We start from the raw sequence: 18,864 nt of genomic DNA, 5'->3' as shown, positions 1-18,864 counted from the left end.
GTTTAGTATTGTTACAAACAAATGAATAAAAAAAGAATAAAAGTAGGCTTATTTATCCCTTGCTATATAAATCAATTATACCCGCAAGTAGGAATCGCAACATTAGAATTATTAGAAAAATTAGATGTAGATGTTGTTTATCCTCAAGGGCAAACCTGTTGTGGTCAACCTTTAGGTAATTCAGGATACGAAGAAGACTCTAAAGGTATATGTAATCATTTCGTTGAAAATTTTAAAACATATGATTTTATAGTTGGCCCTTCTGGAAGCTGTATCTACCATATAAAACAACATTTTGATATTTTAGAACAAACTCCAGAAGTTCAGAAAGTAAGAGCAAATGCTTATGAACTTTGTGAGTTCATAGTGAAAATATTGGGAAAGACTGATTTGGGAGCATCGTTCCCATATAAAGTTGGATTGCACAAAAGTTGTCACGGACTAAGAGGTTTGAAACTAGGCTCTTGTTCAGAGGTACAAGGTGAACATTATTCGACGGAAGAAGATTTATTAAGCTGCGTAAAAGGATTAGAACTTATGTCTCTAAATAGAAAAGATGAATGCTGTGGTTTCGGAGGAACCTTTGCTGTTTTTGAAGAAGCTATTTCTGCTAAAATGGGTAAAGACCGAGTACAAGACCATTTAGATAGTGATGTAGAAGTTCTTACTGGAGCAGACCATTCTTGTTTAATGCATCTTGAAGGCATTGTAAACAGAAATAAACAACCATTAAAGGTGATGCATATTGCCGAAATACTTAATAGTACGTTATAGTTATGAGTCACGCTAATCGAGCAACAGAATTTAACAAAGACGAATCAAAGGTCAACTGGCATGACAAAGCCTTGTGGTATGTAAGGGAAAAACGCGATAAATCAGCACATAATGTGCAAGGTTGGGAATATTTAAGGCAACTTGGATCTGGAATTAAGGCCAATGTTCTATCAAATTTAGATGAATACTTGGTACAGTTTGAATCTAATGCCAAGAGTAATGGTGTTCAAGTTCATTGGGCCTCAAACGCCCAAGAGCATAATGAGATTGTTAGCAGCATATTAGACAGGCACAATGCCAAAAAGGTTGTTAAAAGCAAATCTATGCTAACAGAAGAATGCCATTTGAACCCCTATTTAGAAGCCAAAGGCATTGAAGTAGTAGACACCGATCTAGGAGAGCGTATTGTTCAATTAGCCGAAGAGCCACCTAGCCATATTGTACTTCCTGCCATACATAAAACAAAAGAAGAAGTAGATGAATTGTTTCAAGAACATTTAGGAACAAAACCAAGTGGAGGTAATCCTGAGTATTTAGTTGGTGAAGCCAGAAAACACTTAAGAGATAAATTCATGAAAGCTGATGCCGCCATTACCGGAGTTAACTTTGCAGTGGCTGATACCGGAGGTGTTGTTGTTTGCACGAATGAAGGAAATGCCGATATGGGAGTACACTTATCTAAAGTGCATATTGCCTGCATGGGAATTGAAAAAATTATTCCAAAGGAAAAACATTTAGGTGTATTTCTAAGGTTATTAGCTAGAAGCGCCACAGGACAACCTATTACTACCTATTCTTCTCACTTTAATAAGGCTGAAGAAGGTAAAGAAATGCATATTGTAATTGTAGACAATGGCAGAACAGAACAATTAAGTAGAGAGGATTTTAGAGCATCACTACATTGTATTCGTTGTGGAGCTTGTATGAACACATGCCCTATATATAGAAGAAGTGGGGGGCATAGTTATGACTATACAATACCAGGACCAATAGGTTCCATTCTTTCCCCAGGAAAAGATTTGAAAAAACATAGTTCACTACCGTTTGCCTCTACCCTATGTGGCTCTTGTTCAAATGTGTGTCCTGTTAAAATAAATATCCACGAGCAATTATATAAATGGAGACAAGTTATAGTCCAAGAAGAAAAACAGCCGATTTTAAAAAAATCTATTATGAAAACAGCAGGTGTTGTTTTATCTAAACCAAAGCTTTATAAATTGGCTGGTAAATCTGCACGTTTTGCACTTAAATATGCGCCAAAATTTATGATTTACAATAAGTTGAATGCTTGGGGAAAAGCTAGAGATTTACCTGAAGTAAAAAATGATAATTTTGATGATTGGTATAAAAAAAGAAATAAAAATGGGTAGAGAAGCTATATTAAAATCAATAAAGAAAAACAAGCCAGAGTTGTTGCCTTTACCTGATATTAACGAGGAAGCATTTGATGAGTCGATTGATTTAATTGAAACTTTTAAAAGCAATATTGCCATAGTTGGTGGAACTGTTAGAGAAGTTGATAAGGAAACTATTGATGCCGAAATAAAAGAACAATATCCTAACAAAACCAACATTATAAGCACAACCAATAAATCTATTTTAGGGACTGTTCAGGTTGATAAAAGCACAGACCCACATAATCTTGAGAATATTGATTTAGCAATTATTGAAGGAGACCTAGGAGTTTCAGAAAATGGTGCTATTTGGGTAACCGCAAATAGTAGCATTATACGTGTGCTTCCTTTTATTACAAATGATTTAGTAATAATACTTGAGAAGGAAAAAATACATCTTCATATGCTTGAAGCCTATGACCAAATTGCTCAAAGAGATCGTAACTTTGGCGTATTTATTTCTGGTCCTTCAAAAACAGCCGATATAGAGCAATGTTTGGTTGTTGGTGCCCATGGTGCCATGAGTTTAACCGTTTTACTTGTATAAAGTTTTTAATCACATATACATAACTAAAAACGCGGTTAAAATTAATTTAACCGCGTTTTACTTTTTTATAAAATAAACTTCTAGTAGTATTTAGCATACACCACTTTTGTATGCAAGTACTCTTCCATACCATGTTTACCATCTGCTCCACCTACACCTGATTTTTTCCATCCTGCATGGAAACCTTGAATAGCTTCAAAATGTTCTCTATTTACATAGGTTTCACCAAAATGTAACCCGTTGGTAGCTTTCATAATGTTATTGAAGTTCTCAGAGAAAATAGACGATGTTAAACCAAATTCCGTGTCATTAGACATGGCAATAGCTTCATCTAGCGTATTGAATTTCATAACCGGTAATACAGGCCCGAAAACTTCCTCTTGAATGATTTGACTATCCTGACTACAATTTGTTAAAACAGTAGGATTATAGAAATAACCTTTATCAAACTGTTCAGGACGATTTCCACCAACTAATACTTCAGCGCCTTCATTCTTCGCAAATTCCACCATTTCGGTTATTTTATCTAATTGAGATTTTGACACTAAACTACTCATATCTGCATTAGTTCCAGTTAAAGCATCTTCAATAATAACTTCACTCATCTTTTTGGAAAGCTTCTCAACAAACTCATCGTAAATACTATCTTCGACATAAACACGCTCTGCACAATTACAAACTTGTCCACTAAAAATAACCTTGGATGATACAATGGAATTCAATGCTAAGTCTAAATTTGCATCGGCACAAACTATAGCAGGAGCCTTCCCTCCTAGCTCTAAGGATACTTTTGTAATATTTTCAGCAGCTGCACTAATAACTTTTTGTCCTGCAGAAACACTTCCTGTTAAACTAATAATTCCAGTAATTGGGCTTTTAGAAAGGGCATTACCTACAGTTCTACCCGCTCCACATACAAAATTCAATACACCAGCTGGTAATTCAATTTTTTGAATGAAATCTGCAAATTCCATTATGGTATTAGGTGCTTCTGAGCTTGGTTTAATCACACAGGTGTTACCTGTTATTAATGACGCCGCCACTTTACGTGCCATTACAAAAAACGGGAAATTCCAAGGACAAATACCTACAGCCACTCCAATAGGAACCTTATGTAAATAAATATGCTCCTTTTCTCTATCACTCTGGATAATCTCACCTTCAATTCTGCGCGCCCAACCTGCATTATAATCAAAATAATCAGCAGTCACATCTATTTCAACTTGAGCCAACCCAATAACTTTTGCCTGTTCTTTTGAAAGTGTTTCAGCTAAAAATACCCTATTTTCTCTAATAACGTCTGCCATTTTGTGCAAAAATGCCGCTCTTTGAATTGCTGGTAGAGCTTCCCATGCTGGTTGCGCAGCTTGAGCAGCTTCCAAGGCATTATTTGCATCTTCAACAGTACCTGTAGTAATGGTACTCAATACCTCCTCTGTACATGGGTTTAATATTTCAATAACCGATGTAGCTTTAGAGTCTACAAATTGTCCGTTAATATATTGCTTGTAATGTTTCATGTTTTTTAGTAATATCTATTATACTTTTTTAAGCCAAAAATTTCTTTCTTAAATCTTCTACTTGATCATCATTAATAGGTACCATTTCTCCAAGAGAATGTCCCATAACAATAGACTTAGCACTAAACTCGGCCACTTCTAAATAATCGAAAGTTTGAAGTAATTTATCACCAGTAATGATAACTGAATCATTCTGAATTATTAAGGCAGTAGTACAGTTTTCAACTATTTCAGAGTTGTTATTGTTCTTAAAATGAGTACCATACTTCACGGATGGTATATCTTGAAGAAAAATCCAACTTTCCGGAATAGTTCTTACATTTAAATAAGAATCTGTAACACCAAAAGCCATTAAATATGGAGACTGTGTCATTATAATGGAGTTAATATCTGGATTGTTTTTGTAAATTTCCTGATGAATCCAAGTGGCTCTACTAGGTGTTTTACCTGTTTCTCTCTTCCCATCTTTTATTTGGACAATATCATCTAAATCTATATCCCAACGATTAACATCTGTTGGTGTAATAAGGAAGTCATTATCCTTCCAACGCATAGAAACTGTTCCGTAAGAGCTAATCATCAACCCTTGTTGACATGAACGCTTAACAATTTCGCAAATCTCCAAGCGCTTTTCAACTTCATCAGAAGTATACTCTATAGATTCCATTTCTGGTCTCTCAGCGGGCACCTGAGCTTCAAATTGGTCTATTTGATCATCAGTTAAATAATTAGGTGTTCCAATTTGAGAACCATAAAGAATTGTACGTGCACAAAACTCTAAAGCTTCAAAACGCTCAAAGGCATCGGTTAAATCACTTCCTCCTAAAACGGTTCCGTGATTCTCCATGATAATGGCTTTGTATCCTTTTTCGAACTCTTCTGCTATTACTTCACCTAAATCATCACTTCCGGGTAATCTGTATTTTGCGTATCCTATAGGTCCACAAATATGTTTAGCCTGAGAAATAATATTAGTATTCGGTATTTGACGCACAATACTGAAAGAAACCAATGCTGGTGGGTGTGCGTGAATAACAGACTTTATGTCTGGTCTTGCTTCATAAATAGCTTTATGAAACGGAAACTCTGATGATGGTTTATGTTTCCCAACAATAGTTCCGTCTTTTTTAACACATATAATATCAGATGATCTTAACGATCCTTTATCAATTGCGGAAGGGGTTACCCATATATCTCCGTTATCGTCAATAATTGAAATATTCCCTCCAGATGTAGTGGTCATACCTCTTTTATAAATTCTACTTATCACTTCTGTGATTTGATCTCTTGGATGAACCAGTTTAATATTTTTTGACATTTTATTTGATTTTTGAGTAATAGGCTCCATGAAGAAGACCACTTCTCTATAATATTTATTTGCAATTTTTAAGAAAATCTTACCCGCTTATAATAAACGGTACGTGCTTTTTAAGCGCGTAGTTTTTTTTCAAAAACTTAGAGTTGAGTTTAGTATCTGATATTGATATTGCTGCCCCTAGTGCAGAACCTAAAGACGCGTTAGTTGTTCTTAATTTCTTATCTCTAAAATAGTGAGATAATAACTTTATATACACATCGTTATCACTAAAACCGCCATCTACATATAACCTTAAAATAACATCATCACCTATAGCTTTTTTAATACATTTAATTTGCAACAAAGTAAGTTCTATCATTAATTGATGATAGGCATGCTCATATTTATGATAAGACATTTCAGTTTTAGCTGGCATATCATCATCTGTAACACTTTCCCATTTGAAACAGTGCTTAAAATCCTTCATGATTTCAAAGTAGGTGTCATAATCAAATTTCACGGTACGATGATAATCCTCATCTACACCAAAAACCTCCTTTAATTTTCCAACTTGAATCTTGTATTCATTACCTAAAAACAATCTTGATGCTTTTACAGGTTTTCCATTAATACGCATGTAATTAATGGCATCTTTATCATCTGTATCAGTTGAAATAGGATTTTCTGTAAACGGATTAAAAGCAATACTCCAGGTACCTGTAGATATTAAAACAAACTTTTTTCTAATACTTCTTACATATGGTAATAATGCCGCAGAACTATCATGAATACCAACTCCAATTTTAATACGATTACCATTGTAATTCATATTTATACTGGTCTCTGTTGAAACTATTGGCGGTAATATTTTATCAATACCTTCTGCATAAACCCAATTGTGATAATCTTTTTCACCATAATCCCAAAGTGCTGTATGACAGCCAATACTTGTATATTCACTTAAAGGTATACCTGTAAAAACATGACTTAAATATTGAGGTAAGTGTAAAGAGTATTTAATCTTTTTAAAAACTTCCGGTTTTGTTTGTTTTAACCAAAATAATTGAAGTCCTGAATTTAGCATACTTAAATCTGCACACCCCGTAGTTTTTAGAAAAGCTTCCTTAGGTCCGTACTTTTCAAAAAATGACTCTACTACACTCTCAGGTAAAGGTTTAGTATAGTTGTAAAGTGGAGTTAATGGTTTTCCGTTCTCATCTATATGAACAAAACTTGCTCCATAGGTTGAAAAATTTATGGCCTTTACATTGAATTCTTTCTTTTCTAAAATTCGGTCAAAGACCTCTTTTAACCATTTTTTTAAGGCTGGTAAGTTTTCTGTTGGATGCCCGTCTTCATCTTCTATCTCTTCAAACGAAGTATATTCTTTATGGACCTCCTTAAAGTTTTTATCAAACAGAAAGAACTTTTTGTTTGTCTTTCCAATATCAAAAACCGCAGTTACTTTTTGTTTCATTTTAAAGGTTATAAACCGGTGGCTATTGTATGTTTTCCTCTTTCAGAAATCAAACTATTTCTTATATCTAGTGAACGATAAGCATTGATAGGACTTAATGCACCTCCAGTACTTAAACGTGCTTTTTCCAATAGTGGTCTAACGTCTGTTCTATAAGCTCCTTGTAAAATCTCTTGACATCTTACAACATCATTATTTAATTGTGCTGCTTTTAAATCATTTTGATCAATTAACATAGCTTTTGCATAAGCCTCTTGTATTGCTTCTAATGATTGTATTAAATCTTCTAATGGATCTTTTACGTTATGACTCGCATCAATCATCCACGCTAAATCTGGGTTTTGTGGATTATTTTGCATACCATAAACCAACTCGTTAAATATTAAGAATAATGCATAAGGCTTGATACTTCCTACCGTTAAATCATCATCTCCATACTTACTATCGTTAAAATGGAAACCACCTAATTTACCTTTCAATTGAAGTATAGATACAATTTGCTCTATATTAGAATTTGGTAGGTGATGTCCTAAATCTACTAAAGTATATGCTTTATCTCCACAACCATTAGCAAGCATTAAAGAAGCTCCCCAATCTTGAATAACCGTACTGTAAAAATTTGGCTCATATGGTTTGTACTCAACCAACATCTTCCAATCATCTGGTAACCCTTTGTAAATATCAATTAAGCTATCCTGTGTATTTTGAAAAGCGGTTTGAAAGTTATTTTGCCCAGGAAAACAAGACCCATCTGCCAACCAAACGGTTAAAGCTTTAGAACCTAATTTATCTCCAATATTAATAACATCTAAATTATGTTGAATAGCTTGTTCTCTTACAGCCTTACTTATATTACTCAATGAACCATACTTATATGTCTCTGCGGCATCTTTTTGATCTTGAAACGTATTAGAGTTTACAGCATCAAATTTAATGTTTAAAGCATCTGCCTTTTCTTTGATTGCAGCATAGTCTGAAGGAATATCCCAAGGAATATGTAAAGACACGGCTCCTGCAGTTTGAGTTAAACTATGAAGCACACCAATATCTTCAATTTTTTGTTCTAAGTTCGAAGGTTCACCATAAAATGAAAATCTACCAAAACGCGTACCTCCTGCTCCTAAGGCCCAACTTGGAATAGCTACTTGGAAATCTGATAATTTTGATACTATACCCGAGATATCATGACCTTCTTTACTTAACTTATTAGCTAAAAAATCAAAACTTTCTTCATGACTTTTTAAGCTTTTTTCGTTATAATCTAATACTTGTTGCTTTTGAATTTTCATACTATTTTCACCTTTAAAAGAAAAGAAACCCCCATAAACCTACTCGAAATTTATGGAAGTTTTTCTTTTCAAACTAAACTAAACTAATCTATTTTATATTTCTTATTTTAAATTATCTAACGAAAGCATTGGCCATACCTCCATCAACATTTATAATGTTTCCGGTAGATTTATCTAGTATCCCAACTAAAGAGAATACCCCGTTTGCAATATCATCTGGTGTAATGATTTCATTTAACAGATTTCTTTTGGCATAAAATGCTGGCAATTCTTCCACAGTTATTCCATTTGCCTTTGCTCTACCTTCTGCCCAAGCACCTTCCCATATTTTACTTCCAACAATAACACCATCAGGATTTACAGTATTTACTCTCACTTTATCTTTTGCTAATTCAGCAGCTAATAAGCGTACCATATGTTGTTGAGCAGCTTTTGCTGTTCCATATGCAACATTGTTTGGACCTGCTACTAAACCATTTTTACTAGCAATAGCGATATAATCTCCTCCTAAACCTTGTTTACGAACAATTACAGCAAATTGTTTAGCTAAATCGAACTGACCTTTTACTAAAATGCTTTGTAAAATATTCCAATCTTTATCAGTTGTATCCGTTAAAGGTTTTGAAATAGCTAATCCTGCACTATGTACAATCATATCTACACCTCCAAATTCTAAGGTAGCTTTTTTATAAGCACTTGCAATAGAATCTGTATTGGTTACATCACATAAAGCATATGTAGAAACATCTCTTGCATACGTTCCGTTTGCTTCGATTAATGCATCCTCATTGATATCAGTTAATACAACATTAGCTCCTTCAGCAGCTAATTTATCTGCAATCGCTTTACCAATTCCACCACCTGCACCAGTAACTAAAGCTACTTTACGAGATAATGGTTTTTCCTTTGGCATACGCTGTAATTTTGCCTCTTCCAATAACCAATACTCAATATCAAATGCCTCTTGTCTTGGTAAAGAAGTGTAAGACGTAATAGCCTCAGCTCCTCGCATAACATTAATGGCATTAATATAAAATTCACTAGCTACACGCGTAGTTTGCTTGTTTTTAGCAAAACTAAACATCCCGACTCCTGGATAAATAATAATCACTGGGTTGGCATCACGTATTGCTGGACTATTGTCTTTTTTACATGTATTGTAATAATCAACATATTCTTGACGATATGCTTCAAAAGCAGGTTCTAATTTTGCTTTTACTGCCTCTGCATCAGATAAATCTTCATTTTTATCTAAAGTCAAAACTAAAGGTTGAATTTTAGTCCTTAAAAAATGATCAGGACACGAAGTTCCCATTGGTGCTAATCTTTCTAAATCGTTACTATTGATGTATTGCATTACAACATCAGTATCAGAAAAATGACCAATCATTCTGTTTTCTGAAGAACATAAACCTCTTAATAAAGGCATTAATTGTGCTGCTTTTTCTAAACGCTCTTCTTGTGGTAAGCTTTCAACTTTTTGCCCACCAAAAACTTCACCTTGTTCTTTTAATTTCCTTTCTATGAATTCAGAAGCCATTTCAATAACTTCTAAACTATTCATATAACACTCATAAGAAGTATCTCCCCAGGTGAATAAACCATGACTACCTAATACTATACCTCTAATACCAGGATTATCTGCCAAACATTTTTCTAATTGCAACCCTAAATCAAACCCAGGTTTTTGCCAAGGCACCCAACCCATGGTATCTCCCCAAATTTCTTTGGTTACCTTTTCACTGTCCTTTGCGGCAGCTACAGCAATTAATGCATCTGGGTGTAAATGATCTATATGTGCAAATGGCAATAAACCATGCAAAGGTGTATCAATTGATGGCGCTTTACTATCTAAATCATAAATACAATGATTAAAAAGTCCTACCATTCGGTCTTCATCATGAAGTCCTTGATATACGTTCTTTAAATCACGCAGTCTTCCTGTATACAAACCAGCAATACCGGAACGTGTTAAAGTACCAATATCTCCTCCAGAGCCTTTAACCCACATCACTTCAACGTCTTCGTTGGTTAACGGATCTTTTTCAATGGTTTTACAACTAGTGTTTCCACCGCCATAATTGGTGATTCTTAAATCTGCTCCTAATATATTTGATCTGTATAAAAATAATTCTACTTGATTATCTCCAAATGATGCCGCCTTTTCCTCGTTCCATAGATAATCAACGTATTTAAAAGTTTTTGTAGTGTTTTCCATATTAATTGTTATAATAAGTAATACGTCAAAAATATATCACGATGCAAACTTTTGTATCCTGTACTGTACCGTATCACCTATAAAAGTATCGAATTTGAATTAACAAACCTTAATATAACGCTGTTTTTCAACACATTATATTATTTTTATTCCTTTAAAAGTGATTAATGTTTCTTCTTATCAACCTTAAAAAGCTTTCTATTTAAGAACAACAACAGGATACCACAGGATTAAATACCTATGGCTACAGACTAATTTCGAAACCAGAAAATTAAGAGCGTCATTACGCTTAAATAAATTATATAAATAATGGAAGGAAGTCATAAAACATTAGGTGAATTTATTATTGACAACCAAATGCACTTTAAATATTCATCTGGTGAGCTTTCGCGGTTAATAAATTCTATTCGTTTAGCAGCTAAAATTGTTAATCATGAAGTAAATAAAGCTGGTTTGGTTGATATATTGGGTTCTTCTGGTGACACAAATATTCAAGGAGAAGATCAACAAAAATTAGATATTTATGCCCATGATGTTTTTATGTCTGCCTTGGTTAATAGAGAAATTGTGTGCGGTATTGCCAGTGAGGAGGAAGATGAATTTATTACTGTACAAGGCAAACACAATGCGCATGATAATAAATATGTTGTTTTAATAGATCCATTAGATGGGTCTTCAAATATTGATGTAAACGTATCGGTTGGAACCATTTTCTCGGTATTCAGAAGGGTAACACCATTAGGAATGCCTGTACGGGAAGAAGATTTTTTACAAAAAGGGAGTGAGCAAGTGGCCGCAGGTTATATTGTATATGGAACATCTACCATGTTAGTTTATACTACTGGGCATGGTGTTAATGGGTTTACTCTTAATCCTGCCATAGGGGCATTTTATTTATCTCATCCAAATATGAAATTTCCTAAAACTGGTCAAATATTCTCTATTAACGAAGGTAATTATGCGCATTTCCCTCAAGGTGTAAAAGATTATATTAAATACTGTCAAGCCGAAGAAGATGATAGACCATATTCATTTAGATATATAGGCTCTATGGTTTCTGACTTTCATAGAAACATGATAAAAGGAGGAATATACATTTATCCCACAACAACAAAAGCACCAAAAGGAAAGCTTAGATTATTATACGAATGTAACCCCATTGCTTTCTTAATAGAACAAGCTGGTGGAAAAGCCTCTGACGGTTACAGAAGAATAATGGATATAGAACCAACTGAGCTTCATCAAAGAGCTCCTATTTTCTGTGGTAGCCTTAATATGGTTGAAAAAGCAGAGTCTTTTATGCAGAAATATCCTGATGACAGTAAGTATTAATTCCACTTTCTTTAATCCAGTTTAATTCATTTTTATTTTTCTCAATTAAACTTGGATTATTATACTCTCTTTTTGTACTTTTCTTTTTCCTTAAGTGGTGATATTTGTATAACAAAATACATTTCATTTTAAAGCACGTATTATGGAAATGATGAAATTTATAAAAATTGATGAAAACTCAAGGGTACCAAAATACCAGCAAATAATAGATTCTATTATTCATAATATTTCAATTGGGAATTTAACCATGGATGAAAAAATCCCTTCAATAAATATGTTTAGTGAAGAGTTTTACTTGTCTCGTGACACTGTTGAAAAAGCGTATAGTATTTTAAAAGAACGAAATATTATCACTTCAATTAGAGGAAAAGGCTTTTATATATCTAGGACTAAACTAATTTCTAAAGTCAATGTTTTATTTCTAGTAAATAAATTAAGTAATTATAAACTTATAACTTATAATTATTTTATAGATAGTATTGGTCCTAATTCACATATAGATTTACAGGTTTATCATTGTGATGAAACATTATTTTCAAACCTTATCGATAAGAACAAATCTGCATACGACTTTTATGTTATTATGCCGCATTTTACGGCTGATGGATACAAACATGTTAGTTTCCCGGAGAAAGCCTTAAGCTTATTAAAGAAAATTCCTCTTGATAAATTAATTATTTTAGACAATGTTGTACCAAAAATTCTTGATGGTGCTTTAGGTAAAATTCACCAAGACTTTGAAAATGATATATTTAATGCTTTAAGTGAAGGTTTAAATCGTATAAAAAAGTACAAAAAAATTGTTCTGGTATTTCCAGAAAAATCTGTTTATCCGTACCCAAAACGCATATTATTTGGATTTAGAAAGTTTTGCGTAAAACATAAACTGGATTTTGAAGTATTGGATACCATTTATGATGACACTGTTTTAAAAAAAGGAGATTTATTTATTACCATAAGGGAACCAGATTTAGTTAATTTGGTTAAACAGATAAGAGAAGACGAATTCAATTTAGGTAGCGATATTGGTGTAATTTCATATAACGATACGCCGTTAAAAGAACTTCTTGGTATAACCGTAATATCTACAGATTTTAAAATTATGGCGGAAACTGCGGCAAAGATTATTGTAAATAAGAAAAAAACATCTCTTAAAGTACCTTTCAATATTATAGAAAGGGAATCACTCTAAATTAGTTTACAATATAACGGTGCATTTGTAGACTTGATGGACTACCCACTTCAATCTCATGAGTTATCTTGGTTAATTCACCAGTTTCAATATCCCTTTTAAAAACAACAATATTGTTTGTGAACTGGTTTGCTACCAACAGAAAGTTGCCAGTTGGGGAAATTGCAAAATTTCTGGGATGCTTGCCATACGTAGGTTTGTGTCCAATCAAACTTAACTTTCCACTGTTTGCATCAATTTTAAAAATTGAAATACTATCCTCTTCTGGTCCTCGGTTTGAAGCGTATAAGAATCTTCCATCTGGTGAAATATGTATATCTGCGGCTCTATAAATCTCTTGTTTTTGTTGATAGGATTGATAATCTTCAACAAACTTCAACTGACCTTTCTTATATTTAAAAGCAGTTACCTTTCCACTTAATTCAGCGATGCCATAACCGAATTTGCCATTTGGATGAAATGTAAAATGGCGAGGACCACTACCTGGTTTCGTTTTTATTTGATTTTCATTTTGAAGCTTTGGATTTTCTCCAACAATTAAATTAAAGCCCCGAATTTTATCGGCGCCTAAATCTTGGGCAAAAATGTATTGATTATCTGGCGACACATTTGATGAATGAATATGGGCTTCTTTTTGACGACTTTCAATGATGCTACTGTCTTTAAACTTTAAAACTTGACTATAAGGATTTAAGCTCCCATTTCCATTGATTTTGAAAACACTTAAACTTGGGTCTGAATAATTTGAATTTATCAAATATTTACCTTTTTTATCAATTTCTAAATGCGTAGGATTTCGTCCGCCACAATCTTGCATATTCAATAATTCTATATGTGCATTTACTGAATCAATCTTAAAAGCAGCCACTTTTCCATGATGTGGCATTTGGCTCTCAACTACAGAATAGAGGTGTGTTCCGTTTGGTGATAATCGCAAAAAAGAGGTGTTTATAATACTATCTAAAGTATACTTTAAAACAGCTTCTCCTGTTTCATTATTAAACTCATAAATATGTATACCATCTCCTGGTATTTTATCGGTAAAGCTACCTACAAACAGTAAAGTTTTATCGCTTTTTTCTACTTTTTTACATGCTACAAAAAACAAGAAGCATACTAAAATTGAACCTATAAACTGTACTCTATTCATTTTAATTAGAGCTATAATAAAAATCGGGTGAATCTGTCTAAACGGCTTAATTTCTCATCAATCTGCCACAAGTCATTTTATTTATAATTATTTGCTTTTTCCTGTTTATTTTTTAAAGCATTTCGCATGTCTTCAAGCACTTTCTTGTAGCTAGCATTCGCCACTACATTCTTATTCTCATCAGGGTCTAATTTACGGTTGTACAACATCTCTTCACCATTTTCATATAATGAATAGGTAAAACCTTCCGTTATAATAGCATCAGCCTTTTTAAAACGCGCATAAGCGTTTTCTCTAAACGACTGTTTAGGATTATCTAAAACGGATTTAAAGCTCTCACCCATAATATAATCAGGTGTGGCTAAGTTGGCTAAATCACAAAGTGTAGGGTAAATATCAACACTCTCAACTAAAGCTTCGGATTGCCACCCCTTAGCTTTTCCAGGAACTTTTACAATCAAAGGTACCTGCAAAGCATTATGTAAGGTATTGTGTTTACCCCAAAACTCGTGTTCTCCCAAATGCCAACCATGGTCTCCCCATAATACCACAATCGTATTTTCTGCTAAACCAAGAGTTTCAAGTTCATTAAGCACCTCGCCTACCAATTCATCTATGTAACTCACACAGGCATAATAGCCATGACGCATCATTTTATGAAATTCGTCCGTATTAGGCTTATAGTCTCCAAAGCTATAGGTTTTAAATTCAGTACTACCTCTTAATGAACTTGGCGCATTTTCAGGTAAATGGCGGTTATCTGCTATCTCTATTGAATCTCTATCATACAAATCCCAATACTTTTTGGGTGCATAAAACGGCATGTGCGGACGAAAAAATCCACAAGCCATAAAAAAGGGTTCTCCCGATGCTTTTAAACGTCCCAAATCACTAATGGTTTTTTGAGCTATTTTATAATCAGGATACGCACTATTATCTACTTCGGGCGCTTCATATACACGACCATTCCCTGATTTCATTATCACTTTTGTAGTCTCAGGGTCATAACTAACTCTGTGTCCTCCCTCTGGCATCCATGGGTTTTGACTCCAACTAGCCTCTTGAACATCTTTATTATAGTGAAAAATCTTTCCGTTAGAAATGCTGGTATAACCAGCATCTTTAAAAATACTAGGTAGTGTTTTAGCGTTCGGTACGTCTTCTTCGGCCTTTGCTCTATAATCTATAAAACGTGTTTTTGTAGGTAGAATACTTGTAAGCAAACTCACTCTTGAAGCACCACAAACAGGAACGTTACAATAGGCTCTATTAAAAACAAGAGCTTCTTGTGCCAATTTATCTATGTTTGGCGACTTTACTTGTGGCGCATCATAACAACCTAGTTCAGGTCGCAAATCATCAATGGCAATGAACAAAACGTTCATTGGTTTTTGATCTTCTGTCTCTGCGGTTTTTTCTTTTCCATTTTTACAAGAAAGCAAAAGAATAGATACACTAAATATGTATGCGAAGAATTTATTCATTTTATGATGTTTTTTTACCAATGTTCAATTACAATATAATCGCCTTTTTTCAAGGTGCTCTTTATAGAATCAGGAATTTTTCTTCTAGGTGTGTCTTGGTCTAGTTTGAATCCTTTTTTTCCTTTTGGTGTGATGATAGGCATGTTTCCAATGTTACCGTCTAAAAAATCACCTTGAGATTTCATCCAACTAAATAAATCTTGTTTCAATTTTTCTTTGACAGATTGTAATTCTGGATTTTGAGTTAAATTATGCTGCTCAAATGGGTCATTCTGTAAATCATATAATTCTTCAAGAGGCTCCTTTTTATGTGCCTTTGCACCTCTTTTAATGAAGTAATCTACATTAGGTTTTCCTGTTAGGTTTTGCTCAACCACTTCTAAAGAATTAAAATTCCTAATATATTTATACCGTTGATTACGAATCATTCTCGAAGGAAACACTTCAGAATTTAATATATTTTGATTGGTTCTTACTCCATAAACGTATTGGTTAACTTGAACATCTTGCCCTTTTAGTAATGGTAAAAAGCTATTACCATCCATATCTTCAATTGGATTACCTCCTGCAATATTCATAAATGTGGGTAAAACATCTGTATAATGAATGAGTTGATTTGAAGTTGTTCCAGACTTAATAACTTTTGGCCAACGTACTACAAATGGTACTTTTAAACCAATATCTTTTACCGTGAATTTTCCTGAAACTCCATGATCTGCACTGTAAACAAATAGCGTATTATCATTTAAATAATTATCTACCAGTTTTAAGACACCTTCTAGTTGCGTGTTATCTTCTTCAATGCTTCGGTAATAACCTGCTTTAGATTTTACAAATGCTTTATCCTTTTTTTTGTGTTCATTGAATGGGTAAAACTTTATATCATTAGCATTTGGGTTTTCAACATCAAAATACTTCCCATGCGGATACTTTGAAGTGATGAACATACAAAATGGCTTTTTGGTCGTTTTGAAATAACCTTCTATACTGTCTAAAGGAATATATTCTCTAGGCACATCCTTTTTAGGAACTGGTTCCCATTCTCTATCCCATTGATATACACTTTCAGGTTTTACGTGACTTTTTCCAGCCAAAACCACTTCGTAACCCAAGTTTTTCATTTGAGTAGTCACACTTTTTATATCAGGTCTTGTCGCGGTATGGTTGGCAAAACATCCATTTTTTAAAGGATAATTACCCGTAAAAAGTTGCGACCTACTTGGTGCGCAAATAGCCTGTGCTGTAAATGCACTTGTAAATAACATGCCTTCTTTTGCCAACCGGTCAACTGCTGAAGTATTTACTTTTTCATTGCCGTAGCAACCATAATCATAAACATCTTGATCGTCAGCTAAATAAAAGATCATATTGGGTTTTTTCATGACCTTTGTTTCACTTTCAACTCTAGCCAAGTCATTATGTTTTGAATCTGCATGCTTGTTACCCAAACAGGTTGTAAAGACGTAAGACGAAAACCCCAATAAAATCAATACTAGATATTTTTTATTCATTTTTTTCTAATCTTAATTTTTATATTTTTTAACACTATCTACCAACGGATGAGGTACTTTTTCTCCATTTTTAATCCAAGTCCCTGTTGGGGCATTATTAGCTTTTAACCATGCTAACATATCAGAATTCATAGATAAGGCGATTCTCATTTCTTTTGAAGTAGGGTTTTCTAAAAGATTGTTTTCTTCTGATAAATCTTTATTCAAATGATACATAGTAAATTCTTCTGATTCGTAAAAATAGAAGAGTTTATAATAGTCATCTCCAAATCGTTTTTGAATCACTGTTGAAGGCGAAAACCGTTCATCCATATATCCTGGAAGGTGCCAATATAAATTGGTTCTTGATAAATAGTTCTTTTTTCCTGTAAGAATGCTAGCAAAAGACACCCCGTCATACTGAGGTTGACTTCCATCTATCTTTTTAAGTTTTGAAATATCTACTCCTGCAAAGTCGGCTAACGTAGGTAGAAAATCTATACAATGCACGGCTTGATTTGTTACTGTATTTTCCGCAATTACATTTGGATAACGGAAGATTAATGGCACTCTAATACCTCCTTCTGTTAAATTTCCCTTCTTCCCAATAAGTGGCTTATTCCCTAGCAAACCTCCATTATCAGAATAAAATATAAAAATAGTGTTGTTTGAAATATCATCTGAAAAGTCACCGTCACCATTAGGGTCTTTTAAAGCCCTATTTATCTTCCCAACATTTTGATCCAACAGTTCAATCATTGAAGCGTACTCTGCGAAACGTACGTTTAAGCCATTTTTAAGATACTTTTTAGTTAAATCTTTGCGCCCTGTAACTTTAGAATGTACAGCATTAAAGGGCACATATAAAAAGAATGGTTTTTCATTATTTGCCTTTTCCTTAATGTAATCTACCGAAAAATCTCCAATAGCATCAGTTAGGTGTTTCGGTGTATCTAGTAAAAGAGATTGGTCGCTTTGTGATTTATAAGGTTTTAGTTTATTATCGATATATTCTTGATCGTATGGATCGGCATATTTATCCACATACTCCGAATTAAAGGTCCATCCTTTTTTATCAGAATTTAAAGCTAAATAGAATGATTTTACTCTTTTTCCATTAACAGGAGCTGGGATAATATGATGAATATCGGCAGGTAAATCGATACCATAATCGCCTTTTAATGGGTGTGGTGTACCATGACTTTTACCCACTAAAGCCGTTTGATAGCCTTTTGTTTTAAGTACATCAAATATATTGACACCATCTTCTGATATTACTTTTTGTTGGTGGAATGGTTTTATTGGTAAATCAGGAAACCCTTTCGTTCTTTTGTCTTGCCTGCTTAATGAACCCACGTTAAAAACTTGATTATCTATTCCAGTAGGATATTGACCGCTAATTAATGAGGCTCTTGATGGTGCACAGTTTTGATTGGTATAGGCGTTTGTGAAAGACATACCTTGAGACGCCAATTTATCAATTTCAGGGGTTTTATATAATTTTGAACCTCGATTGCCATTAGTATTCCCTGTGCTAACATCTGTCCAACCTAAATCGTCGGCAAAAATTAACACAATGTTTGGCTGTTTCTTAAAATGCTTCTTTTCTTGAGCAGTAGTGGTGTTAAAACCTATGAACAGAATTTCTGAAAAAACTAAGAATGAAATTTTTGAAAATATATTCATACTAACGAATCTTT

General features: G+C 33.7%; 14 protein-coding genes. 5 read left to right on the top strand and 9 right to left on the bottom strand.

What is annotated here, in order from left to right; all coding sequences use genetic code 11:
- Positions 1-21 precede the first annotated feature (21 nt).
- Genes FUA22_RS06745 through FUA22_RS06735 form a run of 3 tightly spaced genes read left to right on the top strand, consistent with a single transcriptional unit; the run spans position 22 to position 2,715 of the window.
- On the top strand, positions 22-774 hold the full coding sequence (locus FUA22_RS06745; RefSeq protein ID WP_147767131.1) for a (Fe-S)-binding protein: 753 nt from the start codon (positions 22-24) through the stop codon (positions 772-774).
- Positions 775-776: 2 nt separating this feature from the next.
- Positions 777-2,144, top strand: a complete 1,368-nt coding sequence (locus FUA22_RS06740; protein WP_147767130.1) for a LutB/LldF family L-lactate oxidation iron-sulfur protein — start codon at positions 777-779, stop codon at positions 2,142-2,144.
- On the top strand, positions 2,110-2,715 hold the full coding sequence (locus FUA22_RS06735; RefSeq protein WP_170309862.1) for a LutC/YkgG family protein: 606 nt from the start codon (positions 2,110-2,112) through the stop codon (positions 2,713-2,715). Before FUA22_RS06740 ends, FUA22_RS06735 begins: the two co-directional genes overlap by 35 nt.
- An 80-nt stretch (positions 2,716-2,795) precedes the next feature.
- On the opposite strand, the gene aldA is transcribed toward FUA22_RS06735, so the two are convergent.
- The 5 genes from aldA to FUA22_RS06710 form a co-directional block, all read right to left on the bottom strand.
- Positions 2,796-4,235: an aldehyde dehydrogenase gene (gene aldA / locus FUA22_RS06730; RefSeq protein ID WP_147767128.1), complete on the bottom strand. Its 1,440-nt coding sequence runs from the start codon at positions 4,233-4,235 to the stop codon at positions 2,796-2,798.
- A 28-nt stretch (positions 4,236-4,263) separates the two neighbouring features.
- Positions 4,264-5,553, bottom strand: a complete 1,290-nt coding sequence (locus FUA22_RS06725) for a class II aldolase/adducin family protein (protein WP_147767127.1) — start codon at positions 5,551-5,553, stop codon at positions 4,264-4,266.
- Positions 5,554-5,632: 79 nt separating this feature from the next.
- Positions 5,633-7,009, bottom strand: coding sequence for an FGGY-family carbohydrate kinase (locus tag FUA22_RS06720; RefSeq protein ID WP_147767126.1), 1,377 nt, complete (start codon positions 7,007-7,009; stop codon positions 5,633-5,635).
- A gap of 8 nt (positions 7,010-7,017) precedes the next feature.
- Complete coding sequence (locus FUA22_RS06715) at positions 7,018-8,298, bottom strand: sugar isomerase (protein WP_147767125.1); 1,281 nt, start codon at positions 8,296-8,298, stop codon at positions 7,018-7,020.
- Between the two features lie 112 nt (positions 8,299-8,410).
- Positions 8,411-10,516 carry a bifunctional aldolase/short-chain dehydrogenase gene (locus FUA22_RS06710; protein ID WP_147767124.1) on the bottom strand — a complete coding sequence of 702 codons (2,106 nt, stop codon included), beginning with the start codon at positions 10,514-10,516 and terminating at the stop codon, positions 8,411-8,413.
- A 309-nt stretch (positions 10,517-10,825) separates the two neighbouring features.
- Between FUA22_RS06710 and fbp the strand changes: the two genes are divergently transcribed.
- Both fbp and FUA22_RS06700 read left to right on the top strand, forming a co-directional pair.
- The gene (fbp, locus tag FUA22_RS06705; protein ID WP_147767123.1) at positions 10,826-11,848 is read left to right on the top strand and encodes a class 1 fructose-bisphosphatase; all 1,023 of its coding nucleotides are present in this window, start codon (positions 10,826-10,828) and stop codon (positions 11,846-11,848) included.
- Between the two features lie 148 nt (positions 11,849-11,996).
- Positions 11,997-13,040 carry a GntR family transcriptional regulator gene (locus FUA22_RS06700; protein WP_147767122.1) on the top strand — a complete coding sequence of 348 codons (1,044 nt, stop codon included), beginning with the start codon at positions 11,997-11,999 and terminating at the stop codon, positions 13,038-13,040.
- Position 13,041: 1 nt separating this feature from the next.
- Here the strand turns inward: FUA22_RS06700 and FUA22_RS06695 are convergent, their stop codons facing one another.
- From FUA22_RS06695 to FUA22_RS06680, 4 genes are all read right to left on the bottom strand, one after another.
- Positions 13,042-14,190 carry a lactonase family protein gene (locus tag FUA22_RS06695; RefSeq protein ID WP_147767121.1) on the bottom strand — a complete coding sequence of 383 codons (1,149 nt, stop codon included), beginning with the start codon at positions 14,188-14,190 and terminating at the stop codon, positions 13,042-13,044.
- Between the two features lie 77 nt (positions 14,191-14,267).
- The gene (locus FUA22_RS06690; protein ID WP_147767120.1) at positions 14,268-15,674 is read right to left on the bottom strand and encodes a sulfatase; all 1,407 of its coding nucleotides are present in this window, start codon (positions 15,672-15,674) and stop codon (positions 14,268-14,270) included.
- Between the two features lie 14 nt (positions 15,675-15,688).
- Positions 15,689-17,185 carry a sulfatase family protein gene (locus FUA22_RS06685; RefSeq protein ID WP_241664773.1) on the bottom strand — a complete coding sequence of 499 codons (1,497 nt, stop codon included), beginning with the start codon at positions 17,183-17,185 and terminating at the stop codon, positions 15,689-15,691.
- Between the two features lie 12 nt (positions 17,186-17,197).
- Positions 17,198-18,850 (bottom strand): sulfatase-like hydrolase/transferase, encoded by a 1,653-nt coding sequence (locus tag FUA22_RS06680; RefSeq protein ID WP_147767119.1) that lies wholly within the window; start codon positions 18,848-18,850, stop codon positions 17,198-17,200.
- Between the last annotated feature and the right edge of the window lie 14 nt (positions 18,851-18,864).

The sequence above is a fragment of the Seonamhaeicola maritimus genome (assembly GCF_008056315.1).
Lineage (GTDB): Bacteria > Bacteroidota > Bacteroidia > Flavobacteriales > Flavobacteriaceae > Seonamhaeicola > Seonamhaeicola maritimus.
Note: the sequence above shows the minus strand (reverse complement) of the source record. Positions and strands in the feature narration are given on the sequence as shown.

What these genes read in the sequence shown, in the direction of transcription:
- FUA22_RS06725 (WP_147767127.1), bottom strand. Translation starts at nt 5,553, where the DNA reads ATGTCAAAAAATATTAAACTGGTTCATCCAAGAGATCAAATCACAGAA.
- fbp (WP_147767123.1), top strand. Translation starts at nt 10,826, where the DNA reads ATGGAAGGAAGTCATAAAACATTAGGTGAATTTATTATTGACAACCAA.
- FUA22_RS06700 (WP_147767122.1), top strand. Translation starts at nt 11,997, where the DNA reads ATGATGAAATTTATAAAAATTGATGAAAACTCAAGGGTACCAAAATAC.
- FUA22_RS06720 (WP_147767126.1), bottom strand. Translation starts at nt 7,009, where the DNA reads ATGAAACAAAAAGTAACTGCGGTTTTTGATATTGGAAAGACAAACAAA.
- aldA (WP_147767128.1), bottom strand. Translation starts at nt 4,235, where the DNA reads ATGAAACATTACAAGCAATATATTAACGGACAATTTGTAGACTCTAAA.
- FUA22_RS06740 (WP_147767130.1), top strand. Translation starts at nt 777, where the DNA reads ATGAGTCACGCTAATCGAGCAACAGAATTTAACAAAGACGAATCAAAG.
- FUA22_RS06685 (WP_241664773.1), bottom strand. Translation starts at nt 17,185, where the DNA reads ATGAATAAAAAATATCTAGTATTGATTTTATTGGGGTTTTCGTCTTAC.
- FUA22_RS06735 (WP_170309862.1), top strand. Translation starts at nt 2,110, where the DNA reads ATGATTGGTATAAAAAAAGAAATAAAAATGGGTAGAGAAGCTATATTA.
- FUA22_RS06695 (WP_147767121.1), bottom strand. Translation starts at nt 14,190, where the DNA reads ATGAATAGAGTACAGTTTATAGGTTCAATTTTAGTATGCTTCTTGTTT.
- FUA22_RS06710 (WP_147767124.1), bottom strand. Translation starts at nt 10,516, where the DNA reads ATGGAAAACACTACAAAAACTTTTAAATACGTTGATTATCTATGGAAC.
- FUA22_RS06715 (WP_147767125.1), bottom strand. Translation starts at nt 8,298, where the DNA reads ATGAAAATTCAAAAGCAACAAGTATTAGATTATAACGAAAAAAGCTTA.
- FUA22_RS06745 (WP_147767131.1), top strand. Translation starts at nt 22, where the DNA reads ATGAATAAAAAAAGAATAAAAGTAGGCTTATTTATCCCTTGCTATATA.
- FUA22_RS06690 (WP_147767120.1), bottom strand. Translation starts at nt 15,674, where the DNA reads ATGAATAAATTCTTCGCATACATATTTAGTGTATCTATTCTTTTGCTT.
- FUA22_RS06680 (WP_147767119.1), bottom strand. Translation starts at nt 18,850, where the DNA reads ATGAATATATTTTCAAAAATTTCATTCTTAGTTTTTTCAGAAATTCTG.